13 protein-coding genes, 1 tRNA gene and 1 pseudogene are annotated in these 17,630 nt (G+C 69.6%); 7 read left to right on the forward strand and 8 right to left on the reverse strand.

What is annotated here, in order from left to right:
- Positions 1-105: 105 nt before the first annotated feature.
- The gene (locus ON30_RS38780; protein ID WP_157183600.1) at positions 106-393 is read right to left on the reverse strand and encodes a hypothetical protein; all 288 of its coding nucleotides are present in this window, start codon (positions 391-393) and stop codon (positions 106-108) included.
- Positions 394-403: 10 nt separating this feature from the next.
- On the opposite strand from ON30_RS38780, the gene ON30_RS35870 reads away from it, so the two are divergent.
- From ON30_RS35870 to ON30_RS42180, 4 genes and pseudogenes are all read left to right on the forward strand, one after another.
- Positions 404-1,912, forward strand: a complete 1,509-nt coding sequence (locus ON30_RS35870; protein ID WP_157183601.1) for a TrbL/VirB6 family protein — start codon at positions 404-406, stop codon at positions 1,910-1,912.
- A complete protein-coding gene (locus ON30_RS37120) occupies positions 1,909-4,794 on the forward strand; it encodes a PrgI family protein (protein WP_083911128.1) in 2,886 nt (961 codons plus the stop codon). The genes ON30_RS35870 and ON30_RS37120 overlap by 4 nt, the downstream gene beginning before the upstream one ends.
- Before the next feature lie 340 nt (positions 4,795-5,134).
- A complete protein-coding gene (locus ON30_RS04085) occupies positions 5,135-5,446 on the forward strand; it encodes a hypothetical protein (RefSeq protein ID WP_157183602.1) in 312 nt (103 codons plus the stop codon).
- A 49-nt stretch (positions 5,447-5,495) separates the two neighbouring features.
- A pseudogene (locus tag ON30_RS42180) lies at positions 5,496-6,497 on the forward strand (recombinase family protein); the annotation flags it as partial.
- Positions 6,498-7,357: 860 nt separating this feature from the next.
- On the opposite strand, the gene ON30_RS04100 reads toward ON30_RS42180, so the two are convergent.
- The 5 genes from ON30_RS04100 to ON30_RS04120 form a co-directional block, all read right to left on the reverse strand.
- Positions 7,358-7,433 (reverse strand) — tRNA-Arg (locus ON30_RS04100).
- 74 nt (positions 7,434-7,507) lie between these two features.
- Positions 7,508-7,861: a hypothetical protein gene (locus ON30_RS04105; protein ID WP_040704508.1), complete on the reverse strand. Its 354-nt coding sequence runs from the start codon at positions 7,859-7,861 to the stop codon at positions 7,508-7,510.
- Positions 7,862-8,094: 233 nt separating this feature from the next.
- Positions 8,095-9,567, reverse strand: a complete 1,473-nt coding sequence (locus ON30_RS04110) for a flavin-containing monooxygenase (RefSeq protein WP_040704328.1) — start codon at positions 9,565-9,567, stop codon at positions 8,095-8,097.
- Between the two features lie 73 nt (positions 9,568-9,640).
- Positions 9,641-10,600: an alpha/beta hydrolase gene (locus ON30_RS04115; protein WP_040704330.1), complete on the reverse strand. Its 960-nt coding sequence runs from the start codon at positions 10,598-10,600 to the stop codon at positions 9,641-9,643.
- A gap of 116 nt (positions 10,601-10,716) precedes the next feature.
- Positions 10,717-11,859, reverse strand: a complete 1,143-nt coding sequence (locus ON30_RS04120; RefSeq protein WP_040704331.1) for an acyl-CoA dehydrogenase family protein — start codon at positions 11,857-11,859, stop codon at positions 10,717-10,719.
- 206 nt (positions 11,860-12,065) lie between these two features.
- Here ON30_RS04120 and ON30_RS04125 point away from each other — a divergent pair, with 206 nt between their 5' ends.
- Entirely contained in the window at positions 12,066-13,712 is a 1,647-nt protein-coding gene (locus ON30_RS04125) for a long-chain fatty acid--CoA ligase (protein WP_040704509.1), read from the forward strand.
- A gap of 42 nt (positions 13,713-13,754) precedes the next feature.
- Here the strand turns inward: ON30_RS04125 and ON30_RS04130 are convergent, their stop codons facing one another.
- Positions 13,755-14,147 carry an SCO5389 family protein gene (locus ON30_RS04130; RefSeq protein ID WP_040704332.1) on the reverse strand — a complete coding sequence of 131 codons (393 nt, stop codon included), beginning with the start codon at positions 14,145-14,147 and terminating at the stop codon, positions 13,755-13,757.
- Between the two features lie 63 nt (positions 14,148-14,210).
- Positions 14,211-15,257 (reverse strand): NAD(P)H-dependent flavin oxidoreductase, encoded by a 1,047-nt coding sequence (locus ON30_RS04135; protein WP_174387375.1) that lies wholly within the window; start codon positions 15,255-15,257, stop codon positions 14,211-14,213.
- Between the two features lie 319 nt (positions 15,258-15,576).
- Between ON30_RS04135 and ON30_RS04140 the strand changes: the two genes are divergently transcribed.
- Both ON30_RS04140 and ON30_RS04145 read left to right on the forward strand, forming a co-directional pair.
- Entirely contained in the window at positions 15,577-16,428 is an 852-nt protein-coding gene (locus ON30_RS04140) for a M23 family metallopeptidase (protein WP_051028914.1), read from the forward strand.
- A 144-nt stretch (positions 16,429-16,572) separates the two neighbouring features.
- On the forward strand, positions 16,573-17,556 hold the full coding sequence (locus ON30_RS04145; protein WP_040704333.1) for a helix-turn-helix domain-containing protein: 984 nt from the start codon (positions 16,573-16,575) through the stop codon (positions 17,554-17,556).
- Positions 17,557-17,630: the final 74 nt, after the last annotated feature.

The raw sequence follows: 17,630 nt of genomic DNA on the forward strand, positions 1-17,630 counted from the left end.
AAACAGATCGTCGGGGCATGACCGTGAGCCCACGCAACGGTTTCCGTCCCACAGCCGCCTCGCGGCGGTGGGCACCGCCCCCGAACAGGCTCACCGCGGTCGCGATCACAGCTGTTCTCGCGGCCCTGCTGGTACTCTCGGGATGGTCAGCGCCGCCGCCCAACCCGCCCCGCCGACCACCCCGACACCGGCCCCGCCGACCACGACAGCACCGCCGATACCCGGCGCAACCGTCGCGCCCGCCCCCACGACGACCCCGTCCCCGTCGCGATGGGTGCAGCCACCGACCCCGAGCCGCCCCATCTCGCCACCCTCGACCACGTCCCCGACTCCGATTCCCGCCCCGTCGGATTCGACCGGGGGCGGGTCGGGTGAGTGTGGGGTGAACAACATCTCGGGGTGTGTGGCGAAGGCGATCGACGGGTTCTTCGCACGCGTGGTCGAGACCTCGCTGAACCCGCTGCTCGATCTGGTCGGGCACACCCTGCTAACCACCCCTGAACCCGGCGAGCTGCCCCATGTCGGGGGGATGTGGGATCGGTCCTGGCAGTTGGTCCTCGCCGTGTACGGGTTGGTGGTGATGGCGGCCGGGGTGCTGCTCATGGTCCGTGAGACGTTGCAGACCCGGTACTCGATCCGTGAACTCGCTCCGCGTCTGGTGGTGGGGTTCGTGGCCGGGGCGATGAGCATGGTCATCGCCACCGCCGCGATCGGTTTCGCCAACGCCTTGGCCCAGACGATCGCCGGGGACGGGGTCGAACCCGACTCGGCCGGCGCGGCATTGACCCGCCTCGCCCCGACCGGCGGCAACAGTCAGATCTTCTCGCTGCTGTTGATGCTCGCGTTGGCGGTGATGCTGCTCGTGCTGCTCATCGCCTACGTGGTGCGGGTCGCGGTCACGATCGTCCTCGTCGTCGCCGCTCCGCTGGCGTTGATGTGTCACGCCCTGCCGGGTTTGGACGGGGTCGCGCGGTGGTGGTGGCGTTCGTTCGCGGCGTGCCTGTCGATCCAGGTGGTGCAATCGCTGATCCTCGTGACGGTCCTGCGCGTGTTCCTGACCCCCGGCGGGTGGGGATTCTTCGGCCCGAACGCCGACGGGATCGCGGACCTGATCGTGGCCCTCGCCCTGATGGGCGTACTCATCAAGACCCCGTTCTGGCTGCTGTCGGTCCTGCGGATCGGCCAAGGCCGCACCTTCGTCGGCTCGATCGCCCGCAGCTACTTCACCTACAAGACCCTCGGCCTACTCAAAGGAGCCGGCGGCGGTGGCGCAGGCTCGCCCGTCAAGCCACCACGCCGACGGACCCCGCGCCCACCGGCCGGCCCGAAAGACCCCTACGCCCGCACCCGCGCGACCCGCGACGGACAGCTCATGTTGCCCCTCGAGGGTGTGCGTCGGGTACCGCGACGACGGGCTCCCGAACCCGCCGGATCGTCCGCGTCCGCGGCGAGGCCGACACCGCCTCGCACGCAGCGCGGGAGGCAACTGGCCTTCGACTTCACCCCACCCGCCCCGCCCGACCCCTACAAGGGTGTCCGGCCGGGACGAGACGGCCAGTACCCGTTGCCGATCCGCGCCACCCGCGTCAAACCCACACCACCACAGGAACCGCCCCGCCCACCGAGCACCCCGACACCGCGCAAGCGTCGACCCGAACAACTCGCGTTCGACTTCGACGCCGCCCCGCCCACACCGGCCGACCCCTACGCCCGGGTGCGCCCGTCGCGGTCGGGTCAGTACCCGTTGCCGTTCCCGGTGGCCCGGGTCAAACCCACACCACCACCGCCTAATCCGCCCCAACCCTCGCCGCCGCCGAGGCGGTCGGTGGGACGGCAGCTACATCTTCCGTTGCCCGATCTACCCGTGCGCCGCCGCGCGCCGCGTTCCCCGCGAGGAGGGAAACTTCGATGACCACACCTGTACGCATCCCCGCCGATGTCGATCGCGGCGACCGTCTACTCGGCCCGTTCACGGCCCGCCAACTCGCCGTGCTGGCACCGACCGCGCTGGGGCTGTATGTCGGGTGGCTCGCTACGAGATCGGTGGTGCCGTCGCTGGTGTATCTGGTGGCCGCCGCCCCGATCGCCGCCCTGGTGACCGTCGCGGTCCTGACCCGCCGCGACGGGCTCCCGGCCGACCTGCTCCTGATGGCCGCGATCCGACACCGATTCCGGGCACGCCACCTCATCGCCCAACCCGAGCACGCGGCACCAGCGCCGGGCTGGATCACCGCCCGCGCCGGCCGGACCCGTTCCCGGGCACCGGTTCCGGCGGCGCTGTCGGCGCGGGAACTCCGGTTGCCGGACTCGGTCACCGACAGCGGCGGCGGGGTGGGGGTGATCGACCTCGGCGCCGAGGGACTCGCCGTGGTCGCGGTCGCGTCCACCCTGAACCTGGCGTTGCGGACCCCGGTCGAGCAGGATGGCCTCGTCGGGCAGCTCGCGGGTTGGCTGCATTCCCTGCGCCAACCCGTCCAGATCCTCATCCGCTCCGCACGATTGGACCTGACGACCCACCTGACCGGCCTGCACGAGGCCGCCGCCGACATGTCCCCGGACCTGGCCGCCGCCGCCCACGACCACGCCGAGCACCTCGCCGAACTCGCATCGCGCGAGCACCTCACCCGACGTCAGGTGCTGCTGATCTGGCGAGAACCCCTGCCCGCCACGAACTCGACACGGCGCAGGAGGGTGGGCAGTGCTCGGGCTCGGCGGGGCTTTCCCCAGGGCGCGCGACGCGGGGCCGAGGCCCGGTTGCTGCGCCGGATGAGCGAGGCCGCCGACCTGCTCGCCCCACTCGGGATCACGGTCACCGCCCTCGAAGACACCCAGGCCACCGCCGTGCTGAGCACCTGCTGCAACCCCGATCGACTCGTCTCGCCGGCGGGCGAGATCACCGGCCGCGACGCCGTCGTCACCACCGGCCCCGCCGTCACGGCGGACCCGTTCGCGCCGGATGGGGTGGGGTTCGGGCCGGAGTCGTTGACGATCGGTACCCGACACCTCGAGATCGGCAGCGACTGGGCCACCACCCTCGCGGTCACCGGCTACCCGCGCGAGGTTACGGCGGGCTGGCTCGGCCCGTTGCTGACCCATCCGGGGCGGGTCGAGGTGGCGGTGCACATCGACCCGGTCGACCCGGTCACCGCCGCCACCCGCCTACGCCGCCAACTCACCCGCCTGGAGTCCTCGCGGATGCACGACGCGCACCGGGGCCGCCTGTCCGACCCGCTGGTCGACGTCGCGGTCGAGGACGCCGCCGACCTGTCCGCGCGGGTCGCGCGCGCCGAAGCCCGCCTGTTCCGGGTCGGGGTCTATCTCACCGTGCACGGCGAGACGGAATCCGAGTTGGCCGAGGAGGTTGCTGCCGTGCGGGCGCTGGCCGCGAGCCTGCTCGTGGACACCGCGACACTGTCTTACCGTGCCGCGCAAGCATGGGCCACGACCCTGCCCCTCGGGCTCGATCTGATTCGGGTGTGCCGCACGTTCGACACCGCCGCCCTCGCCGCGGCTTTCCCCTTCGATTCCCCGCAATTGCCGGTGCCCGATCCGGTCGAGGCCGCTCGCCCGTCCGGGGTGCTCTACGGCCGCGACGCCGCATCCGGTCTGTTGTTCGTGGACAGGTTCGGGGTCGAGGCGCACAACCACAACGCGGTCGTGCTCGGGCGCAGCGGGGCGGGGAAGTCGTATCTGGTCAAGACCGAGATCCTGCGTTCGCTGTATCGGGGGATCGAGCAGGTCGTCATCGACCCCGAGGACGAATACCGGCGGTTGGCCGAAGCGGTCGAGGGAACCTACATCCGCCTCGGTGCACCCGGGGTTCGGCTCAATCCGTTCGACCTGGAAATCCACCTCCACCCCGACGGACGGCGCACCGCCCCGGCGGATGCTCTGAACAGACGGAAGTTGTTCCTGCACACCCTCGTCATCGTGCTGCTCGGTGAGCAGACACCCGCCCACCGGGCGGCCCTGGACACCGCGTTGACCGGCACCTACGCCGCCGTCGGGATCACCGAGGACCCCGCGACCTGGACTCGACCCGCACCGATCCTGGGCCAACTGCGAGACCAACTCGAGGCCCTGGGCACGCCCGCCGGCGGCGAGGTGGCCGCGGGCTTGGCCCCGTTCGTCGGCGGTGGTGCCTTCGCCGAACTGCTGGACGGGGACACGACGATCGCCCCCGAGGGCGCGTTGATCGTGTTCTCACTGCGTGACCTACCCGAAGAACTCAAGGCGATCGGCACGCTGCTCGTGCTGGACGCGACCTGGCGGCGGGTAGCGAATCCGACCGATCGACGGCCCCGAATGGTGACCGTGGACGAGGCGTGGCTGCTCATGCGCCAGCCCGCCGGCGCGCAGTTCCTGTTCCGGGCCGCCAAGAGTTTCCGCAAGCACTGGGCCGGACTCACCGTCGCGACCCAGGACAGCGCTGATGTTCTGTCGACCGAGCTGGGGCGGGCGATCGTCTCCAATGCCGCGACCCAGATCCTGTTGCGGCAGGCACCTCAGGCCATCGACGAGGTCGCGAGCGCGTTCGGGCTCTCCGACGGTGAACGCCAATTCCTGCTCACCGCCGCACGCGGCAGCGGACTGCTCGCGGTCGGCGGCACCGACCGCGCGGTGTTCGGGTCACTGGCCTCACCCACCGAACACGACCTCATCACCACCGACCCCGCCGAACTCATCGACACCGACACCGGTCACGCCGACATCGACCTCGACCAGCCGCCGGCACCGGTCACCGGACCGGACAGCGGCAGGCGCGAGGCGTTTCCCGACGGACGGGCGGCATGACCCCGGATTCCGACATCCGCCCGGGGTGTGTAGCCGGGGTGGTGCTGTCCGGCCCGGCCGTCGCGCGCCCGGGGTCGGCGGGCCGGTGCGGGCGATTGCGGCCCCCGGATCGGGCGCTGCGCGCGATGGCAGGCGCGGTCGGGGTTTCCGGTCGGTGGCCGCCGGGGCGGCGGCAGAAAGCAAGCGCGAGAAGGCAGTTGACGATCCGGGCTGGTCGGAGCGTTCATAGACCCCCGGTGGCCCCGACACGGGCCACCCGAACACAACCGGCCACACCCCGGCGACCCGCCGACCCCGCCCCGGGGCGGTGCCACCGGGACACGACACGAGAGAGGTGTTCATGAACGAGAAATCACCGGCGCGGAAGGTGGTCACACCACTACATCGACGCGGCGAACCCCGCACCCGACGAACGCCGGACACGCCGGCACCGGAGATGGTCGACCTGCGCGCGGGCGGGCTGACCGCCTCGTACCGCATCCGCTACATCGACGGCCCCGAAGCCGTGCGAGTAGCCGATCAGCAGGCGCGCGCCATCGCGGCCCTGCTGCGCTGGCTCGCCACCCAGGACCACACGACCACAACCGCGCTGTCGGGCGTGGTCGATCTCGATGCCCCCGACCGCGACACCGACGACCGGAAGGCGGCCTGAGATGCCCGAATACATCGGCCCCGGCGAGTCGGAGGTGATGGCCGCGCCCATGCCGGCCTTCCTCGGCGCGACCGGCCCCGACCTGTTGGGCATCAGCGGGGGCTCGCAGGTGCCCGTGGCGGTGTTCCTGCGGACATCGACTCGGGACTTGCAGGACCCGACCCTGTCGCTGCCGCGCCAACTCCAGAACTGCCGCAACGTCCTACCGGCGGGGTTCGTCATCGTGGCGTTCTTCTACGACATCGAATCCAGCCGCACGGACCTCGATCTGCGCGGGTTCGGCAACGCGCACGAGGCGTTCGACATCCCCATACCGCGCGACGGGGGACTGGCCGATCTGCTGGCCGAAGCCCGCCACCCGAACCGTCGATTCGAGGCGGTCGTGGTCGAGGAGATCGAACGCGCCGCCCGCTGGACACGCCAGTCCACCCAGCTCGAACACGAGTTGGAACAGGTGGGTATCCCGCTGTTCGCCGCCGACGAGGGACCGATCTCGCTGTCGGAGAAACGCGCCACCCAGGTACTCGTCCGACGGGTGAAACAGGGTGTGGCGGAATGGTTCCTGCGCCACACCCTTGAACAGTCCTGGGAAGGCTACGAACAGCACGCCAAACAGGGATGGAACATCGGCAAGTCCTGCCACGGCTACCTCAACGAGAAGGTGCCGCACCCGGTCGCGGCCAAACGCGAGGAAGGCCGCACCAAGTCCCGACTCGTCGTGGACCCCGAACGCGCCCCCGCCGTGGTGCGGATCTTCCAGTGGCGCTACGACGAACGAATCGCTTACAAGGTGATCGCGGACCGGCTCAACACTGATCTCGACCGGTACCCGCCGCCGGTCCCCAACGGGGTCGGGCGGGCGCGGGGATGCTGGACCACCTCGTCGGTGCGCGAGATCCTGATCAACCCCAAATACACCGGCCACATGGTGTGGAACCGGCGATCGACCAAGAAGGGCGGCAAGCTCATCCCGCCCGAGAAGTGGGTGTGGTCACCCGAACCCACCCACGAGGCGTTGGTCAGCCGCGAGATGTGGGAAGCGGTGCAGCAACGCCGCACCGCCCGACAGGGATCACGCATGGGCGGCAAGAACTCTCACCCCGACACCATCCGAACCTACGTGCTGCGCTCCCACGTCCACCACGCCCAATGCCACCGCCGGATGTCGGGCAAGACACGCGGGAACTACGGCTACTACTCCTGCCAACCCAAACTCGATCGCGTCGCCAAACCCGAGTCCTACGCCGACCACCCCCGCGCGGTCTACGTCCGCGCGGACTCCCTACTCGACTGCGTCGAATCGTTCTTCAACGACCACGTGCTCGGGCGCGACCGGGCCGTGCTGCTACGCCACCAACTACGCGGCCAACAGACCGGCGACCACCACGACACCCAGGCCCGGATCGCCGCGATCGAGAAGACACTCAACGACATCGCCCGCCGACAGGACAACCTTCTCGAGGACCGCGAATCCCGCAGCGCCACCACCGGCGACGAGATGGCCGACGCATGGGCCGAACGGCTACGCCGTCGCTTCGCCGAACTCGAGCAGGAACGCCGAACCAAGACCGGCCAACTGGAAAAGCTGCGCGAGCAAGCCGCCCGACAACAACCCGACGACCCCGACCTGATCGAGCAACTACCCCTTCTCGCGCTGAAACTGACCACCGCCCCCGATGCCCTGCAACGCGACCTGTACGCGGCGTTCGGGATCAAGATCACATACGACCACAACACCAAACACGCGATCATCGCCGTCACGCTGACAACGGACACGGTCAACGCCGCCGCGCAAGCCGCTACCGCACTGGCAGCGCCACCGGAACCAGCAGCGGAACCCCCGCCCACAACAGGGCGAAACAATGTCCAATACAAAACCGTCGACACGGCAACATCAGTTGCCCATGTTTTTGGTGCCCTCGGCAGGATTCGAACCTGCGACACCCGCTTTAGGAGAGCGGTGCTCTATCCCCTGAGCTACGAAGGCTGGTCTCGGTGGACGTTCGGGAGTCTACCGGGTGAGGGGTGGGGGAGAGGAATCGTGGGTGGGGGTGGGTGGGGTCAGAGGGGTGGGAGGTCGGTGCCGGGGTCCATGTGCATGGACAGGCGGGCGGTGCGGATGTGGTGGAGGCCCTCGAGGGCGGTGCGGCGGGCGAGGTGGGCTTGGGTGGGGGTGCGGGCTCGGTCGAGTTGGGCCGCGGCGGCGTAGTGGCGTTCGGCGGCGTCGGCGAGGGCTTGTTTGGCGGTGTCGTTGGTGCCGGTGAGGTTGAGGATCTGGCCGCCGAGGCGTTCGTTGACCTGGTGGGCTTCGGCCACCGCGTCGTCAAGGGCGATGATGGCGTGCTCGCGGGTCTGGCGCAGGGTCAGGGCGAGGATCGCGATGACGATGATCGCGAGTAGGAGTAGCCACGCCATCCTCGGTCGCCTTCCCTCGGAGGTGCTGGATGAATTCGAGCCTACCGGCGGATTGCGGCCTTGGCCGGGGTGAATGAGGGGGAATAGCGGTCGCCCCGTGGGAGGGACTGTCGGTTGTGGTCTCGCAGACTGCGGCGGAGTGCGATCCCTCCCTCGTCCGGCGCGAGGTTTCTTCCGATGGAAGAGAATCGGTCGGCCGAGGAGACCCCGGCCGACCGAAAAGAAACGCGAATTCAGCGGGACGCGAGGACCGCGTCGGCCACCTCGAACTCCGCAGGCTGGAACGACCGGGTCTTCCAGCGGTACAGAACGGTCGCCCCCGGCCAGTTGTTGGTGATCCGCCCGGACGCGTTCCGGTACCAACTGGAGCAGAAGTTCCAGGGGGTGTCCTTGAGTCGGTTCTGCAACCAGTCGTCCCACCGCTGTTCGGCGTCTACGCGAGCGGCGACGAACCGCCCCGGGTGCGCGCCGAGGTATTGGACGGCTTGGCGGATGTAGCGGGCTTGGGCTTCGAGCATGTAGATGATGGAGCCCGCGCCGACGTTGGTGTTGGGGCCGTACATCATGAACAGGTTGGGGAAGTGGGGGACGGAGATGCCGAGGTAGGCGCGGGCGCCTTCGTCGCCCCAGACGTCGGCGAGTTTGCGGCCGCCGGTGCCGTAGATGTTCATGGGGGCGAGAAATTCGGTGCCTTTGAAGCCGGTGCCGTAGATGATGACGTCGACTTCGTGTTCCACGCCGTCGGTGGTGCGGATGCCGGTGGGGGTGACGGCTTCGATGGCGGTGGTTTCGACGGTGACGTTGGGTTGGGCGAGGGCGGGGAAGTATTCGTTGGAGAAGAGTCCGCGTTTGCAGCCGGCGGCGTAGTCGGGGGTGAGTTTGGCGCGCAGGACGGGGTCGGGGACTTGTTTCTCGCGGTGGCGGTCGGCGATCGCGATGACGGGGTGTTTGATCGCGGGGATGTCGGTCAGGCCGAGGGCGAGGGCTTCGAAGAGGCCCCAGATCGCGAAGCGTTCGGCGAGCCGGGTGGGGGGCAGGTATTTGAAGACCGCTTTGTGGGTGGTGCTGTATTCGGTGTCGAATTTGGGCAGCACCCAGGCGGCGGAGCGCTGGAACAGGGTGAGGTGTTCGACTTTCGGCTGGATGCGCGGAATGTATTGGACGGCGCTGGCTCCGGTGCCGATGCAGGCGACGCGTTTCCCGGTGAGGTCGACGTCGTGGTTCCATTCCGCGGAGTGGAACGCGATGCCCTCGAAGGTGTCGATGCCGGGCAGGTTCGGCATCGCGGGGCGCGAGAGTTGGCCGACGGCGGGGATGAAGATGTCGGCGGTGATGGTCTCGCCCGCGGCGGTGGTGATCTTCCACTTGCCGTCGGTTTCGTCGAATTCGGCGTCGGTGACTTCGACGCCGAAGCGGATGAAGCGGGCGAGGTCGTGTTTGCGGGCGACGCCGCGCATGTAGGCGTGGATGTCGGCCTGTTCCGAGAAGCGCCGTGGCCAATCGGATTTGGGCTCGTAGGACCACGAGTAGAGCGGTGACGGCACGTCGCAGGCGGCCCCGGGGTAGGTGTTCTCCCGCCAGACTCCGCCGAGGTCGGCGGCCTTCTCAAGGATGGTGAAGTTGTTCAGCCCGGCCCGCCGGAGCTCGAGTGCCATTCCGAGTCCGGCGAAACCCGCCCCGAGGATGATGATGGACGGCTCTGTCATGATTCGAATGTAGGCCGCACGACCTGCGAATCCCGAGAGAACGCCGGACATCTAATCCATATTTTCGGCCATTTCAGCGCAGGGCCTCTTTCAGCACCGCGACGGCTTGGGCGACGGCGGCGACGGCCGCGTGGGTGTCGTGCAGGGCGTTGAGCATGACGAAATCGTGGATCATCGCGGCGTAGCGGACCTGGGTGACGGGCACGCCCGCGGCCCGCAGTTTGGCGGCGTAGGCCTCGCCTTCGTCGCGCAGTACGTCGACCTCGGCGTTGATGACCAGCGCGGGCGGCAGGCCGGTCAACTGCTCGGTGGTGGCGCGCAGCGGTGAGGCGGTGATCTGGGCGCGGTCGTTCTCGTCGGTGGTGTATTGGTCCCAGAACCAGCGCATGCCCTCGCGGGTCAGGAAGTAGCCCTCGGCGAACCGCTGGTAGGACGGGGTGTCGAAGGCGGCGTCGGTGACGGGATAGAACAGCACTTGGTGGCGGAAGGCGACGTCGCCGCGCTCCTTGGCCATCAGGGTCAGCGCGATCGCCATGTTGCCGCCCACCGAATCGCCCGCCACGGCCAGGCGCGCGGCGTCCAACCCCTTCGAAGCGCCGTCGGTGGTGACCCACTGGGCGACGCGGTAGGACTGCTCGTTGGCGACGGGGTAGCGGGCCTCGGGGGAGCGGTCGTATTCGGGGAAGACGACGGCGGCGTGCGCGCCGACGGCGAGGTCGCGGACCAGGCGGTCGTGGGTGTGGGCGTCGCCGAAGACCCAGCCCGCGCCGTGGGTGTAGAGGATGACGGGCAGCGGACCCTCGGCGCCCAGGGGTTTGACGATGCGGACCGGCACCGACCCGGTGGGCCCGCCCTCGACGGTGATCCACTCCTCGTCGATCTCGGGTTTGAAGATCGGGCTGTCCTGCACGCCGTCGACGGTCTTGCGGCCCTCCTCGGGCGCGAGCTGGAACAGGAACGGGGGTTCGGAGGTCGCGTCGACGAACTCCTGCGCCGCCTGTTCGAGGGAGATGCCCAACGGGTTGCCTGCCATGGTCCGAACCTCTCGTCGCGGGGGCGGACGTCCTGCCCGACCTGCGACAAGTCTCGCGAGCGGACACGGTTGCCGCCCCGCGCGACAGGCCGGGAATGCCGTGGATCAGGACACGATCAGCTCGCGGCCAGACCGCGGGCGATGACCAGACGCTGGATCTGGTTGGTGCCCTCGAAGATCTGCATCACCTTCGCCTCGCGCATGTAGCGCTCGACGGGGAAGTCCTGGGTGTAGCCGTAGCCGCCGAAGACCTGCACCGCGTCGGTGGTGACCTTCATCGCGGCGTCGGTGGCGACGAGTTTCGCGACACTGGCCTGACGCGAATAGGGCAGGCCGGCGTCGCGGCGGCGGGCGGCGTCGAGGTAGGTGGCGCGGGCGGAGTCGACAGCGGCGGCCATGTCGGCGAGCAGGAAGCCCAGACCCTGGTGGTCGATGATGTGGCGGCCGAACGCCTCGCGTTCCTTGGCGTAGGCGACGGCGTCGTCCAGGGCGCGCTGGGCCAGGCCGACGGCGATCGCGGAGATGCCGAGGCGGCCGGAGTCCAAGGCGCTGAACGCGATCGACAGTCCTTGGCCCTCCGCGCCGATCAGCCGTTCGGCGGGCAGCACGGCCCCGTCGTAGGCGGCGGTGGTGGTGGGGATGGCGCGCAGGCCCATCTTCTGTTCGGGCTTGCCGAAACTCAGCCCTTCGGTGTCGGCGGGGACCAGGAAACAGGAGACGCCGCGCGACCCCTCGCCGGTGCGGGCGAACAGGGTGTAGAAGTCGGCGCGGCCGCCGTTGGTGATCCACGCTTTGGCGCCGGTGATCCGGTAACCGTCGTCGGTCTTCTCGGCGCGGCAGCGCAGCGCGGCGGCGTCGGAGCCCGCGTGCGCCTCGGACAGGCTGTAGGCGCCGACGGTGTCGCCCGAGAGCATCTCGCCCAGCCAGCGGTCCTTCTGCTCGTCGGCGCCGTAGGCGAACAGGGGGTGACAGGACAGGCTGTGCACGCTGACGGCGATGGCGACCGCGGCCCACCGGCTCGCGAGTTCCTCGAGCACCTGGAGGTAGACCTCGTAGGGCTGACCGCCGCCGCCGAACTCCTCCGGATACGGCAGGCTCAGCAGGCCCGCGGCGCCGAGGGCGGGCAGCGCGCCGTCGGGGTAGGTCCCGGACTTCTCGCACTCCACGACCCGCGGTTCGAGGACTTTGTCGGCGATGTCGCGGGTCAACTCGATCAGGTCGCGCGCTTCCGGCGTCGGCAGCATCCGATCAACAGGCATGGTCCTGTTCTACCGCGCGATCCCCTCCGGCGACAGAGCGGCGTCGAGGCTCGTGACAACGACCGACCCGCGCGGGCGGACCGCGGGCAGAGCGCACAAATGTCCGGTACTGGCCCGTACGGACCCCTCCCACCGGATGTCTACCGTTGGGTAGCATCCCGGACTGTGACGTGGCTCATGTGGCCGCGGTGGATGAAGGAGTTCCGATGTTGAGCACCATGCAGGACGAGCCGCTGTCGCTGGCGACACTGTTGAACTACGCCGCGACCTTCCGCGGTGACAGCACGGTCTCCACCTGGACCGGCGACGGCGTGCGCACGATGACCTTCCGCGAACTGGGCCGCGACTCGGCCCGCCTGGCGAACGCCTTGCGCGGACTCGGCATCGACGTGGGCGACCGGGTCGCCACCTTCATGTGGAACAACAACGAGCACATGGTGGCCTACGCGGCGGTGCCCGCGATGGGCGCGGTGCTGCACGCGCTCAACATCCGGCTCTTCCCGGATCAGTTGGTCTTCGTGGCCAACCACGCCGAGGACCAGGTGGTCATCGTGGACGGGACGCTGCTGCCGATGTTCGCCCAGTACCTGCCGAAGCTGAAGACCGTGCGGCACGTGATCGTCGCCAACGGCGACGCCGCGGCGCTCGAGGCCCCCGAGGGCGTGCGGGTGCACTCCTACATCGACCTGCTCGCCGCCCAGCCCGACACCTACGACTTCCCGGTCATCGACGAACGCGCCGCCGCCGCCATGTGTTACACCTCCGGCACCACCGGCGACCCGAAGGGCGTGGTGTATTCGCACCGCTCCAACTGGCTGCACGCCATGCAGGTCATCTCGCCCAACAGCATGGGCTTCACCGACGCCGACACCGTGCTGGCGATCGTGCCGTTGTTCCACGCCAACGCCTGGGGCCTGCCGTACGCGGCGCTGATGTCGGGCGCGAACCTGATCATGCCCGACCGATTCCTCCAGCCGGGACCGCTGCTGGAACTGATGGAACATCAGCGGCCGACCTTCGCGGCGGCGGTGCCGACCATCTGGGGCGGCGTGCTGGCGGGGCTGGAGGCCAAACCGCAGGACATCTCGCACATGCGGACCGTGGTGGTCGGCGGGTCGGCGGTGCCGCCGTCGATGATGCACGCCTTCCAGGACAAGCACGGCGTGCGCATCCTGCACGCGTGGGGCATGACCGAGACCTCGCCGCTGGGCAGCGTCTCGCACCCGCCGACCGGGGTCACCGGGGCCGAGGAATGGGCGTACCGCTACAGCCAGGGCCGTTTCCCGGCCGGCGTGCGGGCGCGGCTGGTGGGCGACGACGGTTCGGTGGTGCCCAACGACGGACAGTCGCTGGGGGAGTTGGAGGTCCGCGGTCCGTGGATCACCGGCTCCTACTACTCGCCCGACGGCACGCAGGTCGACCCGGACAAGTTCGACGACGGCTGGCTGCGCACGGGTGACGTCGGCAAGATCACCCCGGACGGCTATCTGACGCTGGTCGACCGCTCCAAGGACGTCATCAAGTCCGGCGGCGAGTGGATCTCCTCGGTCGACCTGGAGAACGCGGTGATGGGGCATCCGGCGGTGGCCGAGGCCGCGGTGATCGGCGTGCCCGACGAGAAGTGGGACGAGCGGCCGCTGGTGGCGATCGTGCTGAAGGAGGGCTCGGAGCCGACCGAGGCCCAAGCCGACGAACTGCGCGGGTTCCTGGCCGACAAGTTCGCGAAATGGCAGTTGCCGGAACGTTGGACGTTCATCGCGGAGGTGCCCAAGACCAGCGTCGGCAAATTCGACAAGAAGCGGTTGCGCGGACAGTACGCCGAGGGCGAGCTCACCGTTCTGACGCTGGCGTGAGCGGTGCGGGCGGGGGATGCGCGCATCCCCCGCCCGGCCGGGTCAGCAGTTGCGCAGTTCCGGGCTCTGGTTGAGCAGTTGGGCCCTGGCCCCGGTGAAGCGGGTGTAGGTGTCGCCGCCGACGGCCGAGAGCGGGAACGCCGCCACCCGGTGACAGTTCTGGAAGGCCAGCTTGACGCCGAAGTGGCGTTCCAGGCCCGCGCGGATGGCGTCGGAGGCCATGGCGCGCAGCAGTTGTCCGCGCGCGACCTCGTCGGGCGGGGCGATCAGGTTGTCGGCGTACTCGTCGGCGCCGTCGGCCAGCTCACCGGCGACCCGACTGACCACCTCCCACGCGTAGGGCAGGGAGATACGGACGCATTCGACGAAGTCCGCGTCGTCGATCTCGCCTGCTTCGGCGCGTTCGAGCAGTGCGGTGGGGACATCGAGGGACATGGCGCTCTCCTCCTGGGACGGGGTGGACGGGGACGCCCCGACGATTCTAATCGACAGTCGTTGTCAACAAGACTGGATTCGCCGTGAAAGTGCCGTCTCCAGTGCGGTTTTCGCGTCGCGCGCCAGCGAGGCGACCAATTCGCCCGCCGGTAGCTCCGGACTCAGCGACTGGGTCTGACCCGCCCAGAGATTCACCTCCTCGCGGTTGCCCGCCGCCCGTGCCGCCGCCCGCAGCGGTGCGGTGGCGTAGTGGATCTCGGGATAGGCGACCGGCGCGCTGGCCGAATGCTCGGCCATGAAGCGGTTGCGGATGCCGCGGGCCCGGCGACCGGTGAAGGCGCGGGTCAGCGCGGTCGGTTCGGCGGAACCCACCGCGGCGCGGTGCACCGGGTTGGTGCCCGCCTCCGGGCAGCGCAGGAAGATCGTCCCGAGTTGGGCGGCCGCCGCGCCCGCCGCCATCGCCGCCGCGATCCCCGCGCCCGTGCTCAAGCCGCCGGTCGCCACGATCGGCAGGTCGACGTGGGCGCGCAGCAGTTGCAGCAGTGCCAGCAGGCCCAGGGGGTCGACCGGGTCGTCCGCGACGCGGTCGATGAAATTCGCGCGGTGACCGCCCGCTTCGGCGCCCTGGGCGATCAGCGCGTCCGCGCCCGCGTCGCGGGCGATCCGGGCCTCGCCGACCGAGGTCACCGTCACCCACACCTCCGTGCCGACGGCGCGCAGTCGCGCGATCTCCGCGGCGTCGGGGCAGCCGAAGGTGCAGGTGACCACCGCGACCGGGTCCGCCACGAGCAGGTCGAGTTTGGCGGCCCAGTCGTCGGTGTCGTGCGCGGGCGCGCCGAGTTCGTGGTCGCGTCCGAGTTCGGCCAGGTAGTCGGCGAACTCCGCGGGCGGCGTCGCCGGGCCGGGGACGAACAGGTTGACGCCGAACGGGAGGGGGGCGCCCGCGCGGGTGGCCGCGATCCGGCGGGCGAGTTCGTCGGCGGGCAGGTATCCGGCGGCCAGCAGGCCGAGGCCGCCCGCTTCGCCGACCGCGACGGTGAGTTCCGGGGTGGAGGGTCCGCCCGCCATCGGGGCCAGGACGATCGGGACGCGCAGTTCGTCGATGATCACGTGTCGAGTCTGGCCGACCGTGCTGGTCGTGGGCTTTCCGGCGGCCTCCGATAACGATGTTCGCGGCGTTTCGTTACCTCCCTACGGCCCTATCTACCTGGGGAAATGAAAAAAGATGGGGCCAGAAGGTTGCGAAATGGTCACGGCGGGGTAGAGTTCGCGTCACAACGGATGCCGAAACGTTACGAAGTTTCGGGAGCCCCGATCGGGGTAACGCTTGAAGGCTTCGTTGTCCAGAGTAGGTCGGAGACCAACGCAGGTCGGACGCTAGGACGAAGCTTTGTCGCAGCACCGGGTAGGCCCCAGTTCCATCACCGTCATGAGCCTCATCGGCGAATGCGGCATCGACGGCACCGTCGGCACCAAGAGCCGGCCCACCCGTCACCGCGCCGAATCCTCCTCGGCCGAGCGCATCCGGATGGCGGCGGGCGCCGCCGTCGCCGCGGGCGCGCTGGTCGGCACCGTCTCCCAGGTCGCCCCGGCGCTCGCCGCCCCGCTGACCGGACACGATGTCGAGGACGCGGCCAAGGCCACCGAGCCGATCACCTTCCAGGCCACCGCCGAGGTCCCGGTCACCCAGGCCAAGTTCGACGCGGCCGTCGAGGAACAGACGCCCGTCGCCGAACCGGTGGCCCAGGCCGCGCCGGTCGCCGCGCCGGTCGCCGCCCCCTTCGGTCTCCAGAACCTGCCCCCGGAGATCGCCAACCCGCTCTCCCAGGTCGAGGACATCCTCAAGGGCGTGCAGCAGCACGTCGCCCCCGCGCCCGCCGCGGTCCGTCCGGTCGCCGGCGCCATCAGCTCCGGATTCGGTAGCCGCTGGGGTGAATTCCACTACGGTCTGGACTTCGCCGATCGCCTCGGCGCCCCGATCCACTCGGTCAGCAACGGAACGGTTATCGAAGCCGGTCCCGCCTCCGGGTTCGGCCTGTGGGTGCGCGTGCTCCAGGACGACGGCACCACCGCCGTCTACGGGCACGTCAACGACATGCTGGTCAGCGCGGGCCAGAAGGTGCGCGCGGGCGATGTCATCGCGACGGTCGGCAACCGCGGCCAGTCCACCGGCCCGCACCTGCACCTGGAGATCTGGGATCAGGGCGGCAGCAAGATCGACCCGATGCCCTACCTGGCAGCGCGTGGCGTGCCCATGCACTGGGGCCCGTCGGAGCACTGAGACACGCTGCCCGGCTCGAACTCCGACTTCGCGCACCCGGTCACTCACATGGGGGATCCGGCACATCGGCGGTCGTACGAGGACCGCGCGGCGAGTTTCGCCGATATCCCTCCGACAGGACCGGCCGACCCCCGAGGTGGGCTCTTGACCGAACTCGGCGACATCTTCGAGCCGGGATCACCGCACGGCCGGACCTATGCCGCGCTGGTGCACCATCCGCGATCCGGCCTCGCCGAGATCGCCCGACTGCTGAGCGTCAGCCCCGAGGACGCCGCCGAATCGTTGGCGGTGCTCTGCGAACTACAGGCCGTGGTGAAAATCGAAGGCGCGGCGGGCGAACCGATCTGGGACGCGCACGCGCCGGAATCGCTGTCGGAGTTCGAGGCCCGACGCCGCCAGCACGCCATCAACCAGATGCACGCCTCCGCGGCCCGGTTGAGCGAGACCTTCCGGTCGGTGCGGCGCTCGCCCCGCGCGCAGGGCGCGATCGTGCCCGTCTACGAACGACTGGAGATGCTGGCCGATTTCGAGGAGATGCAGACCGGGGCGCGCACCTGCGTCAAACTCATCGAACGCGGACCGTATCTGAGCGACGCCGAACGCGAACAGCGGTTGTTCCTGCTCAAACGCGCCCGACTGGGCGAGGGGATCCGCTACCAGACGCTCTACCAGGACACCATCTACCAGGACGCCGACCGTCTGCGGCACGCGCTGGCCACCAACGCCAGTGGCGCGCAGGCCAGGACGCTGCCGGAACCGCCGTTCAAGCTGATCATCAGCGACGACGACCGGGCCAGTCTGGTGCTGCACGCCGACGAGCGTCGACCCGATCCGATGGGGTTGCGGATCACCGGGTCGCCCGCGCTGCGACTGCTGGTGCGCACCTTCGACGTGCTGTGGGGGCTGGCCGCGCCGATCTCGGTCAATCCGGCGGCCGAGGAACTCGACGAACGCGACAAGGCGATCCTGACCCTGATGGGGTTGGGAGCCACCGACGACACCATCGCCCGCAGGCTGGGCATGTCCCGGCGGACGGTGGTGCGGCGCACCGCGCGACTGCTGGAACGGCTGGGTGCGAGCACCCGATTCCAGGCCGGTGTGCAGGCCACGCGACGGGGCTGGCTATGATCTGGCAACTGGCGGTGTGCTGCTCTAGCACGAACATCGGAGTTCCGTCACGACGCCACTTTCTGTGGTCTCAT

It is taken from the genome of Nocardia takedensis NBRC 100417, assembly GCF_000308695.1.
Lineage (GTDB): Bacteria > Actinomycetota > Actinomycetes > Mycobacteriales > Mycobacteriaceae > Nocardia > Nocardia takedensis.